Here is an 11,382-nt window from a genome sequence, read left to right on the forward strand (position 1 = left end):
TCCGCCGCTACTCGCCTACCGGAGCGCTCGGTAGGCGAGTAGTTGTGGCGCAGGTGCCCTCGTCGGCCCTATCCTGGGTGCAGGAACAAGGGGAGGGCCTATGACCGATCAGCACGACGACCAGACCGATCCACGAGCGCAGTGGCGACAGCTTCCGCCCGCTCCCGCGGAGTGGATCGAGGAAACCCCGGCCAACACCCAAGCCACCGATCTCGGACTCCCGGCGATCGACCTCACCGAGGAATTCGTCCGCAAGTACGGCCTGTGATGTAGTTCCCCCCGATGTGACGTGGGGTCCTTCTTTCCGAAATGTGCTCGAAGCAGAACCGGGATAAGGTCCGGGTTCGCTTCGGGAAAAAGGAAGGGAGCGGTTGCCATAACGCTTCGGATTTGGCTGAGCAGTGCGGGTGCGGCCAGCGTTCAGGTCATGCGGTTGCTACGGGAGAACCCTGATGGGGTCGAGGTCACTGTTTTCGCCAGCAATGTGGATCCGAGTGCGGCAGCTCTCTCGGCGTGTGATGTGTCGGCGATCGAACCTCGGTATGTCAGCAACGAGGAGTATGCGCAGTTCGCGCTCGATTTCTGTCGGACGCATCGCATCGACGTGCTCATTCCGCCGCGACGGCTCGACGCACTGGCGGGCCGCGCGGCGGACTTCGCCGCGGTCGGTACCAGTCTGATGTGTTCGCCGCTGTCCGCGGTGACGGCGCTGACCAGCAAGGTTCTCACCTACGAGATAGCCGGTGCCGCGGGGATTCCCGTACCGCCGTGGCGCGAGGCGGCCGACGTCGATGAGTTCTACGCGGCTGTCGACGAGCTTTCGCTCACCGGGGAGACGCTGTGTATCAAGCCCAGCGGTGAGTACTCGGCGTTCGGCTTCCGCATCCTCGACGACCGCCCGCTGACCATGGCGAACCTGCGGGTCGCGCCCCGGCCGGTGGCCTCGGTCGAGGCGGTCGCGGGGGCGATGCGGCGGGCGGCGGAAGAGGGCGAAGCGGTGCCGCCGCTGCTCGTGATGCCGTTCCTCGAAGGACCGGAGATCAGCATCGACTGCCTCTCCGCGTCGGGAGGCGAACTGCTGATGGGTATTCCGCGGGCCAAGCAGGGGCGTTTCCGCATCCTGCTCGACGATCCCGCGCTGGTCGACATCGCGCGCCGGCTCGTACGGCATTTCGAATTGGCCTATCTGACGAATGTTCAATTGCGTTATCGCGGTGGCGAACCGGTGCTGCTCGAGGCGAATCCACGCCCCTCGGCGGGCCTGTTCCACACCTCGTTCGCTGATGTGAACCTGCCATGGGCCGCGGTTCGGCTCCTGCTGCAAGGGGATTCGGGATTGCGCCGACTGCCGCGGCTCGGTGCCTGCCTCGCCGTGGCGGAAGCGGTGATGGAGGTCGCGCCGCAATCGGACGGTCAGTTCCCCGGTGCCGTGCGCAGGAGCGCGGACCTGGTACCCGGTTGATCGGCTGCCGGAGTCGGTCACTCGCCGGTGGTGAACAGGCCCTGCTTCATCGCGACGATGACCGCGTGGGTGCGGTCGTTGACGTCGAGTTTGGCGAAGACGCGCAGGAGATGGGTTTTGACGGTGGCTTCGGCGATGACGAGGCGCCGGCCGATCTCGGGGTTGGACAGGCCGTCGGCGACCGCGCGCAGGACGTCGATTTCTCGCGGTGTCAGGGTGACCGGCTCGGGGCGGCGGATGCGGGCGACCAGGCGTTCGGCGACCCGGGGCGCCAGGACGGTCTGGCCGCGGGCGGCGGCGTGGATGGCGTCGACGAGTTGATCGCGGGTGGTGTCCTTGAGGAGGTAGCCGATGGCGCCCGCTTCGATGGCGCGTTCGATCTCGGCATCGGTGTCGTAGGTGGTGAGGATCAGGACGCGGGTTCCGGTGCGGCGCACGATGTCGCGGGTCGCGGCGACGCCGTCCAGAACCGGCATTCGTAGATCGAGCAGCGCAACATCGGGGCACAGCCGTTCGGCGAGATCGATGGCTTCCGCGCCGTCGGCCGCCTCGCCGACGATCCGGATGGACGGTTCGGCCTGTAACAGCGCGACGAGACCCGCCCGCATCACGAGGTGATCGTCGGCGAGGATCAGGCGCAGGGGCTCGGTCACGTCGGTCCGGTCGCGGGGAGAAGGGCGAAGATCCTGGTGCCCTCGCCGGGCGAGCTGGTGACGGCGAATTCGCCACCGAGTTCGGCCAGCCGGTTACGCATCCCGTTCAGGCCGAATCCGCGAGCCTCGTGCGGTGCGAAACCGATTCCGTCATCGGTGATCTCGAGTTCCGGTCCGGCATCGGTGTGGGAGAGAACCACGCTCACAGTGCTCGCCTTCGCGTGCTTGCTCACGTTGGCCAGTGACTCCTGCGTGCAGCGCAGCAGGCCGATTCTGGTGGGTTGGTCGCAGACGATGTCCGCCAGTTCGGCGTGCACGGTCAGCCCGGTGTCTTCGACGAAGCTATCGAGGACCCGGCGCAGCGTCTGGGCGATCCCGGTGCTGTCCGCGGGAGTTCCGCCGACCAGCACCCTTGCCTCGGTGAGATTCTCGCGGGCGGTGCGCTCGATCGACAACAGCTGTTTGGCGGTGGCCGCCGGATCGGTGCCGATGCCGTCGCGGGCCGCCTCGGCCAGCACGACGATGGAAGCGAAGCCCTGGGCGAGCGTGTCGTGGATTTCGCGGGCGATCCGTTCGCGTTCCTCGGCCGCGCCCTGCCGCTGGTGGGCGGCGGCCAGATCCGATTGGGTGCGTTCCAGCTCGGCGCCGAGGGCGCGAGTACGTTCCGCGCCCTGCCTGATCACCTGGTCCATCCACAGCCCGAGCAGGACGCCGCCCGCGTATCCGAGCAGGGTGAAGGTGGCATTGCCGGGGGAGAAGATCGGTCCGGTGAGATTCCCGATGAGGGTGGCTACCGCCGCCGCGCTGAGGTAACCGACCGCGCGGCGCGGTGTCGGAGTGTAGATCCAGAACAGCGGAATGGAGACGATGAAGAAGGCCGCACCGCCCTCGAGCAAGATCGCTGTCATGCCGAGGACGGCGACCAGCAGGCACAGAAAGCCGGTGGTGCCGACGACGCGGTGACGCGGAAAGGTCGTCAGCGCCAGATAACTCGCGGCCAGCGCCGTGATCAGGATCCACGTCGAGTACTTCGTCATATCGGTGCGATCGTGCACGGCGATCACGGGCGGGCCGAGGCCGAACAGCACCCAGCATCCGGCGTACCACCGGCGCAGAATCCGCATCCGGGTCGGCCTCTCCTCCATTTCGCTCAGCCTACTTTCACCGGCTCGGCGGTGCGGGCGGGGCGGGCGGGCCACCAGGTGCGATCACCCAGCAGCAGCAACATCGCGGGCAGGATCACGATCCGGATCACGAACGCGTCGAGCAGGACCGCGGCCGCGAGGGCGAAGCCCATCTGCTTCATCTCCATGATGTGCAGCGGAACGAAGCTCGCGAACACTGTGACCATGACGAACGCGGCGCTGGTCACCGCGCTCGCCGAACCGCCGACGCCGTCGAGTACGGCCCGGCGGGTCGGCACCCCGGCGCGTGCGAGCTCGCTGATGCGGCTGAGCACGAAAATCTGGTAGTCCATCGACAGTCCGAACAGGATCACCAACAGCAGCAGGGGGACTCGGGAGCCGATCGAGCCGGTCGAATGGAAGTCGAGCAGGCCCTCGGCCCAGGTGTTCTGGAAGACCGCGGTCAACAGGCCCAGCGATGCGCCCGCCGAGAGCAGATTCAGCACGACACCGATCGATCCGAGGACCACGGAGCGGAACGTCACGACGGTCAGGACGAACGTCACCAGCAGCAACGTCGCGATGATCAGGGGCAGCTTCTGCTCCTGGTGGCGCGGGTAGTCGGCATAGCGAGCGACATCACCGGTCACCGCGTAGTCCACGCCGGAGAGGGTGCCGACGGTTGCCGGTAGGTAGTCCGTGCGCAGGCGTTCGAGGGACTGTTGGGCCGCATCGTCGCTGACGTGGTGCTGGACCGGCAGTTCCAGCAGGCTGACCCGGCCGTCGGGGGAGGTGCGCAGTTCGGCTTCGCCCGCGAGGGCGGGATCGGACTCGGCTCGTCGGGCCAGTGCGCGCAGCGCGTCGGTGACCTCGTCGGCTCGCTGCGGCTCGGCCGCCACCACGACCTGGTGCATCGACTTCAGCTGGGGGAACGCGGTAGTGAGCCGATCGAACGTTTGCATGGCGGGGATGGAGCGGGGGTGGGTCTCGCGGCCCATGTCGGTGAGGTCGAGGCCGAGCAGTGGCACGGTGAGCGTGAGCATGGCCAGCACCGCGACGGTCAGTGCGGCTACCGGGCGTGCGGCGGTCAGTCGCAGCAGGGAACCGGTGAGTCGGCCGGTGCTCTCTCGCTCCGGTGCCGAGGGCTTACGGGCCGCACGCCGCTCGGCTCGATCGGCTAGCACTGTCAGCAGGGCGGGCAGTGCGGTGAGCGAGCTGGCCACCGCGACCAGGGTGACCAGAATCGCGGCGGTCGCGATCGAGGAGAAGACCACGTCGTCGGCCAGATACATCGTCGCGCTGGAGACCGCGACGGCGATCCCGGAAACCACCACCGCGCGCCCGGAGGTCGCCGCGGCCAGTTCCACCAGCGCCCGTGAACTGAGCGCGCCGCCCGCGCGGGCCCGCTCCTCGCGCGCCCGCTTCAGATAGAACAGGGTGTAGTCGACGCCGACCGCCATCCCGATCAGCAGGATGATGTTCGTGCCGACACCGTTGTCGGGGAACAGGTGGGAGGCGGGCAGCGACAGCCCGATCGCCGCGACGATCGACGATGTCGCCAGCAACAACGGCACCAAAGCCATTGCCGCCGAACGGAACACGACGAGCAGGGTGAGCAGGGTGATCGGCAGCGCGATCATCTCGGTTCTCGCCAGATCGCGCCCGCGCAAGACTTCGACGCCGCTGCTGATGGAGGGACCGCCGGTCTGCTCGACCTGTAGGTCCGGGTATGCCCGCTGTACCTGATCGGTTTGCGCACGCAGCGCGGCCACGTGCTTCTTGGCATCGAGTTCGGCGCCCGCCATGGTCACGTCGACGCGCAGCACCGTCCCATCCGGTGAATACACCGCAGCATCAACGGATCTGACCTCGGGCAGTGTCAGCATTCGGTCGATGACATCCTGAGCGGCGTTGTGCGCGGCAGTTCCGCCGCCGGTGATCAGCACCCGTTCCATCGGCGCCTGCTGCAATCCGCCCGAGGTCGCGAGCGCCTCACCGCGGCCCGCCTCGCCGATCCAGAAGTCCTCGGTGGCTGCGGGTTTCCCGCCGATGCCGACCCCGATTCCGACGCACAACGCCACGAAGACGAACCAGCCCACAATGGCCCGCCACGGATGGCGCGCGCTGGCAACGGCGATCAATACCAAGCGATTTCGCATGTCGTCGATGCTGCTCGGGTGGCCGGTGCCGTAGACAGCATCGACCGGTCGAACTTCGTGTCCACCGATCGGTGGACAACCTCTGGCCACATTCCGGAACGGTGTATTCGGTGGCACGAAGGTCACGGGTCGGTAACATTCGTTTTCGCGGTATCACGCCGGGAAAACCGCCGGCTTCCGCGGCAGGGGACGTTTCGCGGGCGAACCGTCGAGGCCCGGAAGTGACAGTTCCGCGATGCCACTGCGTCTGACGTAATGCTTTCTTGCCTGGAGTTTGCCCTCGTCACAGCGAAGACTGAGGGAGCGCGCAGCTAGGAACCAACCAACCGAGTTCACCCGAGAGAAAGGACTCCCCATGTCCGCGAAGATCAGCAAGGCGGCCGCCGCTGCCGCCATCGTTCTGGCTCTTGGCGCTGTCGCCGCTCCCGCGGCCTCGGCTGCCGTGCCCGCGCCTCCCACAGCATCGGAAGTCGGATCGGTGGCATTGTGCTTCCCGTTGGGCAGCGTGGAGATCTGTATCTGATCACCACGCCGTTGTCAGCGGGGGAGCAGACCGGCCAACCCCTCGAGAAGTAGCTCGAGGCCGAAGGTGAAATCAGCCGCGCCGGAGTGGGTTCCGGCGATGACGCGCGCGGCCAGCGCGTGCATGTGGGGATGGGTTTCGGCGGGAACGAGCGGAAGGAATTGTTGTGCCGCCGAAGCGTATTCGGAGGGGTCGAGAGGGAAGTTGATGGCCTGGACGGTGAAGCCGTAGATGTGGCTGTCCAGGGCATTCCAGGCCCGGTCGGCCTGTTCGTAGGTGAAGCCCGCGGTGATCAGGCAGCCGAGGGTGGCGTCGACGTAGCGCAGCATGGCGGGGCCGACGTTGATGCGGGAGCCGATCAGGCCGGTGGCCCAGCGGTGGCTCAGCAGGACCTCGTGGGCAGAGGCGGCGCGGCGGCGGAGTTCGGCCTGCCAGTCGCCGCCCGCACGGGGGACGTAGATCTCCGCGACCACCAGGTCGATGATGCCGTCGTAGAGGTCGTCCTTGTTGGCGACGTGGTTGTACAGCGACATCGCCTCCACGCCGACGGTCTTGGCGAGGTTGCGCATCGACAGGGCGGCCAGGCCCTGCTGGTCGGCGAGGTCGATGGCGGCGCGTAGGACGCGTTCCCTGGTGAGTGGGGTGCGCGTCGGCATGGGTGTCCTCTCCTTGACCTACTTACGGCGTAAGCGTACCGTTTCGTCTCAGAGACTTACGCTGTAAGTGCGAGATGAGGGACAGTTCTCATGACCGATGTCGATACCGCCTCGATGACCGCCTGGATCGCGCCCCGATACGGCGGGGGTGAAGTGTTGCGGACCGAGATCGTGCCGAGGCCGACGCCGGGGGACCGGGAAGTGGTGGTCCGGGTGCGGGCGGCGTCGCTGTGCAGCGGGGACCTGCATCTGCTCACCGGGACGCCGTACCTGCTGCGGCTCGGGTTCGGGTTGCGCAGGCCCAAGCGTCGGATGATCGGGCAGAACTCGGCGGGCGAGGTCGTCGCGGTGGGTGCCTCGGTCGCTGAATTCCGGGTGGGCGATCAGGTTTTCGGTGCGGTCCCCAGCGGCGGGTTCGCCCAGTACGTGTGCGCGGACGCGGGTTCGTTCGCCGCTGTCCCCGCTGGGTTGAGCCTGGAAGACGCCGCGGCGATACCGGATTCGGGAATGACGGCCTTGCAGGGGCTGCGCGACATCGGCAAGGTCGGGCCGGGGCATCGGGTGCTCGTGAACGGTGCGTCCGGTGGGGTGGGCAGTTTCGCGGTGCAGATCGCGAAGGTGCTCGGCGCGCATGTGACGGCGGTGTGTAGCACCCGGCATGTCGACATGGTGCGCGATATCGGTGCCGATGTCGTAATCGATTACACCACAGACGATTTCACTGTGACAGACGTGCCTTATGACGTGATCTTCGACCTTGCGGGCAACCGTGAACTGCGCGAAATCCGTCGCGTGCTGACCGTGGACGGTGTGTTCATCTCCTCCGCCGCCGCGCCGGGCAACAATTGGTTCGGCCCGATCCGATGGCTCGGTCAGGTGGCACTCACCGACCTGTTCGCGCGACAGACCCTGAAGGCACTGCTCATGCGACCCGCCACCGCCGACCTGCGATACCTGGCCGAATTGGCCGTCTCCGGAAAGTTGCGGCCGGTGATCGAGCGGCGGTTCCCCTTGTCCGACACGGCCCTTGCCATGGCCGCGTTCGAGCAAGGGCACGCGTCGGGGAAAACTGTTCTCATTGCCTGACGTCGCTCAGTCGGTGAGTTCTCCCGCGGTGCGCCAGGATTGGCGTTCCTCGGCGAAGGCTCCCGCCTGCAGGGTGCGGAAGTCGGTGATGGAGTCGGCGTTGTCCGCCAGGAACGTGCGATAGTCGGCCAGGCGGAAGTCGCCGTTCTCGGTGGTGATGTCCACCTTGCCCGCCGCGAAATCCGCGCGAAGGTCGAGTAGCTCGTCCGCCTCGACCGGGTGCCAGCGGATGCGGTCGAAATAACGCAGAAGCCAGGGGGTTTCGGGGTCGGTGGAAAAGCGGTCGACGCCGGGGCCCGCAGTGCCGGTCGGACGTGCCCGGTGGTTCCAGACCTGGGTGGTGCGCCCCACGAATTGGTAGCCGCCCGGGCCTTCCATGCCGTAGATGCACAGGTAGGCGCCGCCGATGCCGACCGCGTTCTCCGGGGTCCAGGTGCGGGCCGGGTTGTATTTGGTGGTGACGAGGCGGTGGCGGGGGTCGGTCGGGGTGGCCACGGGGGCGCCGAGGTAGACATCGCCCAAGCCGAGGACCAGGTATTCGGCATCGAAGACCGTCTTGTAGACATCCTCGACGGAAGGCAGGCCGTTCATGCGTCGGATGAACTCGATGTTCCACGGGCACCAGGGGGCGTCGGCGCGCACGCCGTGCATGTAGCGGGTGATCGCTTCCCTGGTGGAGGGGTCGTCCCAGGACAGCGGGAGATGGACCGTGCGACTCGGGACGACCAGCTGATCGGAATTCGGCAGCTGCGCCTCGGCTTCGGCGAGGAGGTCTAGCAGGCGGGGGATCGGCAGGACAGCGGGGTCGACCCTGATCTGGAGTGAGCGAATCCCCGGGGTGAGCTCGATGACGCCACGCAACCCGATCGCGATGAGGTGCTGGTGCAGGGCGTGGACGCGGGCCCGAAGTCCGAGATCCAGGGTGAGCGTGCCGTATTCGACGAGCACGCCGTCGTCGCCTTGGCGGCGGTAGGTCACGCCGGTCTCGTCGTCGACTTCGGTGCGGCGCAGGATGCCGTCGTCGCCGTCGCGACCTGCCGAAAGGACGGTGCCGAAGCAAGCGCGTCGACGAGCGCCGAGTTCCGCCGCGGGGGCGGCGTGTTCGGAACGGATGGGGACGAAACGGACCCTGTCGCCCGGCGTGAGTTGGCCGAGTTTCCAGCGATCGGCGGCGACGACGGTGACCGGGCAGACGAATCCACCCAGGCTGGGGCCGTCCGGGCCGAGCAGGATCGGAGTATCGCCGGTGAAGTCGAGGGCGCCGACGGTGTACGCGTTGTCGTGGATGTTCGACGGATGCAAACCCGCTTCGCCGCCGTCGGTGCGGGCCCACTCGGGCTTCGGGCCGATGAGGCGGACGCCGGTGCGATCGGAGTTGAAGTGGACTTCGTAGTCGGTTCCGATGATGGTGTCGAAGTCGTAGCGGGTGAAGAACTCCGGTGCGCCGTGGGGGCCCTCGGTGACGGCGAGTTCCCAACGATGCGCGAAGGCGGGCTGGTCGGCCATCGGGACGGCGGGGGCGCGGCGGGTCGACGGCGCGCCGAGCGTGAGCGAATCGTCGGCGCGCAACGCGGCACCCGTTCCGCCACCGAACTTGCCGAGAGTGAATGTCGCGGCACTGCCGAGGAACTCGTCGACATCGATACCGCCCGCGATCAGGATGTAGGTGCGCATGCCGGGGCCCCGGATCGCGCCGACATCGAGCACGCCGCCCGCCGGGACCTCGACGGTCCGCCACTGCTCGACCGGGACGCCGTCCACCCGGACATCGGCGACCGCGCCGGTCACGCACACCCACGTCGGCTCGGCGAACCGCAACGCCGGTCCGCCCAGCGTGCACTCCAGCCCGGCCGCGCCCTCGAGGTTGCCGAGCACGCGATTGCCCAGGCGGAACGACAGGTCATCCATCGGCCCCGACGGCGGAACTCCGATGTGCCAGTACCCGATTCGTCCCGGCCAGTCCTGCACGGTGGTCTGCATTCCGGGACGGACGACATCGAGGCGCCGCCGACTGGGCGCCGGCGCCGCCGGGGTGTCCGAAGTCGGCTCGGTCGCACTGGTGCCTGTCGGGTCGACCGTGCTCGCGGCGCGCGACTCGGCCGGGCCGACCGCCTGCTTCGTGGTCGAGTCGATGACACCACTGGGCGCGGGGAGCTTCGTCGGGGCCAGGTCGGCAGCGGGATCGATGGGGGTGTCGGTGAGGCTCATCGGGTCACCACCATGCGGACCGGGGTGGGGTCGAAACCGTTGCAGGGGTTGTTGATCTGGGGGCAGTTGGAAACCAGGACCAGAGTGTCGATCTCGGCCCGGAGGGTGAGCTTCTTGCCGGGGGCGGACAGGCCGTCGACGATGCCGAGCGTGCCGTCGGGTTCGACGGGGACGTTCATGAACCAGTTGATGTTGGAGACCAGGTCGCGTTTGCCGAGGCCCCATTCGAGAGCGGCGGTCAGGAAGTTCTCCACGCACGCGTGCTGGTGGCGGGTGTGGTGACCGTAGCGCAGCGTGTTGGATTCCTGGGAGCAGGCGCCGGCGATGGTGTCGTGATTGCCGACCTCGTCGGCGACCACCGTCATCAGCGGGGTGCCGCCTTCGGTCCGCAGGACGCTGCCGGTGGTGAGGAAGATGTTGCGCTGGGCGGCGATGGTGGCCTGGGCGCTGTAGCGGTCGGTGCGATCGGCGGCGGAGTAGAGCAGGCAGTCGACGGCCTGATTGCCGTGCAGGTCGATGATGTCGAGGTGGTCGCCCGCGCGGACGACGGCCGACCACGGCGCCCGGGCGGGGACGGTCTCGTCGAGGACGACGGTGCGGGTGGCGGTCATGCCGGAACCTCCGTGTTCAGTGCGGCCGTCCATGCGGCTTCGGTGTTCTCCACGGCCCGGCGGTATTCGGGGTCGTCGTTGCGGGTGTCCAGATCCGCGGGGGAGGACCAGGCGAGAAGGTCGAGGTCGCCGGTGGGGCGGTCGTCGAGGGGGTGCGGGGCGTTGGCGACCAGGAGGGTCAGGGGGAGGTGGACGATGAGGTCGAGGGTGGCGCCCGCCGGGCCGTTGCCGGTGGGCTCGATCGCGCCGTCCACCGCGACCACGGCTCCGCGGAACACGGCGATCGAGGGGCCGATATCGCGCGGCTCCAGGCCTTGTTTGGCACCTGCCAGGTGGAGTTGGTGGCGGCCCTCGGTAGTGGGGCCACAGAGGGTGTCGTGGTGGCCGTCGGAGTCGGCGAGGACGGTGGCCAGGACCCGGCCTTGGTCGGAGAGCAGCGGATGGCCTGCGCTGAGGTAGGCCTGCCACGGGACTTTCACGGTGTCGGCGACATTCAGCCGCTCCCAGGGGGATTCGGTCCGTAGTAGGAACAGGTGGGCGCAGGTGGTGCCGGTGGGGTCGCTGAGGCGCACTCGGGTGCCTCTGCCGAGCACGATATTCGCGTAGCCGCCTGGGGGGATGCGTTGTGCGGCCACGATTTTTGTGGGATCTATGTCGGGGGGTGTGTCGGGGGTGGTGATGGTCGCTGCTGCGGCTTGGGCGCGTGCGTGGGCGCGGGCGCCGTTGGTGGAGTGGGTGTTTGTCATCGTTGACCTCCTGGGATGACCTGGGTTCGGTAGTCCCAGGACGGTTTGACGCTGTGTTTTTGGCGCGCTGGCGCGCGCGTGTCCGCGGCCCTGAGGGGCCGCCGGTCAGGCACCGGGGCTTGCTCCTTCGTCGCCTACGCCCCGGCGCCTGACC

11 protein-coding genes are annotated in these 11,382 nt (G+C 67.9%); 4 read left to right on the plus strand and 7 right to left on the minus strand.

All coding sequences use genetic code 11. The features are described 5' to 3' along the window. Nucleotides 1–100 precede the first annotated feature (100 nt). Together ACWDXS_RS25655 and ACWDXS_RS25660 are read left to right on the plus strand one after the other, a co-directional pair. Nucleotides 101–268, plus strand: coding sequence for a hypothetical protein (locus ACWDXS_RS25655; RefSeq protein ID WP_378990843.1), 168 nt, complete (start codon nucleotides 101–103; stop codon nucleotides 266–268). Nucleotides 269–289: 21 nt separating this feature from the next. Beyond that, nucleotides 290–1,462, plus strand: coding sequence for an ATP-grasp domain-containing protein (locus ACWDXS_RS25660; RefSeq protein ID WP_379313128.1), 1,173 nt, complete (start codon nucleotides 290–292; stop codon nucleotides 1,460–1,462). Between the two features lie 17 nt (nucleotides 1,463–1,479). Here ACWDXS_RS25660 and ACWDXS_RS25665 read toward each other — a convergent pair whose 3' ends face one another. Genes ACWDXS_RS25665 through ACWDXS_RS25675 form a run of 3 tightly spaced genes read right to left on the minus strand, consistent with a single transcriptional unit; the run spans nucleotide 1,480 to nucleotide 5,398 of the window. Then, on the minus strand, nucleotides 1,480–2,115 hold the full coding sequence (locus ACWDXS_RS25665) for a response regulator (RefSeq protein WP_449969364.1): 636 nt from the start codon (nucleotides 2,113–2,115) through the stop codon (nucleotides 1,480–1,482). Next, on the minus strand, nucleotides 2,112–3,260 hold the full coding sequence (locus tag ACWDXS_RS25670) for a sensor histidine kinase (RefSeq protein WP_449969367.1): 1,149 nt from the start codon (nucleotides 3,258–3,260) through the stop codon (nucleotides 2,112–2,114). The genes ACWDXS_RS25665 and ACWDXS_RS25670 overlap by 4 nt, the downstream gene beginning before the upstream one ends. Before the next feature lie 5 nt (nucleotides 3,261–3,265). After that, complete coding sequence (locus ACWDXS_RS25675; protein ID WP_449969370.1) at nucleotides 3,266–5,398, minus strand: MMPL family transporter; 2,133 nt, start codon at nucleotides 5,396–5,398, stop codon at nucleotides 3,266–3,268. 355 nt (nucleotides 5,399–5,753) lie between these two features. Here ACWDXS_RS25675 and ACWDXS_RS25680 point away from each other — a divergent pair, with 355 nt between their 5' ends. Further along, nucleotides 5,754–5,921, plus strand: a complete 168-nt coding sequence (locus tag ACWDXS_RS25680; RefSeq protein ID WP_378990835.1) for a hypothetical protein — start codon at nucleotides 5,754–5,756, stop codon at nucleotides 5,919–5,921. 14 nt (nucleotides 5,922–5,935) lie between these two features. Here ACWDXS_RS25680 and ACWDXS_RS25685 read toward each other — a convergent pair whose 3' ends face one another. Further along, nucleotides 5,936–6,577, minus strand: coding sequence for a TetR/AcrR family transcriptional regulator C-terminal domain-containing protein (locus tag ACWDXS_RS25685; RefSeq protein ID WP_449969374.1), 642 nt, complete (start codon nucleotides 6,575–6,577; stop codon nucleotides 5,936–5,938). Between the two features lie 90 nt (nucleotides 6,578–6,667). On the opposite strand from ACWDXS_RS25685, the gene ACWDXS_RS25690 reads away from it, so the two are divergent. Then, nucleotides 6,668–7,663, plus strand: a complete 996-nt coding sequence (locus ACWDXS_RS25690) for an NAD(P)-dependent alcohol dehydrogenase (protein WP_449969377.1) — start codon at nucleotides 6,668–6,670, stop codon at nucleotides 7,661–7,663. 6 nt (nucleotides 7,664–7,669) lie between these two features. Here the strand turns inward: ACWDXS_RS25690 and ACWDXS_RS25695 are convergent, their stop codons facing one another. From ACWDXS_RS25695 to ACWDXS_RS25705, 3 genes are read right to left on the minus strand one after another with little or no spacing between them, the layout of a single operon-like run. Then, a complete protein-coding gene (locus ACWDXS_RS25695; RefSeq protein ID WP_449969380.1) occupies nucleotides 7,670–9,871 on the minus strand; it encodes a 5-oxoprolinase/urea amidolyase family protein in 2,202 nt (733 codons plus the stop codon). After that, nucleotides 9,868–10,482, minus strand: coding sequence for an urea amidolyase associated protein UAAP2 (locus ACWDXS_RS25700; protein WP_379318434.1), 615 nt, complete (start codon nucleotides 10,480–10,482; stop codon nucleotides 9,868–9,870). Before ACWDXS_RS25700 ends, ACWDXS_RS25695 begins: the two co-directional genes overlap by 4 nt. Beyond that, nucleotides 10,479–11,228: a DUF1989 domain-containing protein gene (locus ACWDXS_RS25705; protein ID WP_449969383.1), complete on the minus strand. Its 750-nt coding sequence runs from the start codon at nucleotides 11,226–11,228 to the stop codon at nucleotides 10,479–10,481. The genes ACWDXS_RS25700 and ACWDXS_RS25705 overlap by 4 nt, the downstream gene beginning before the upstream one ends. Nucleotides 11,229–11,382: the final 154 nt, after the last annotated feature.

The organism is Nocardia sp. NPDC003183, assembly GCF_053590715.1.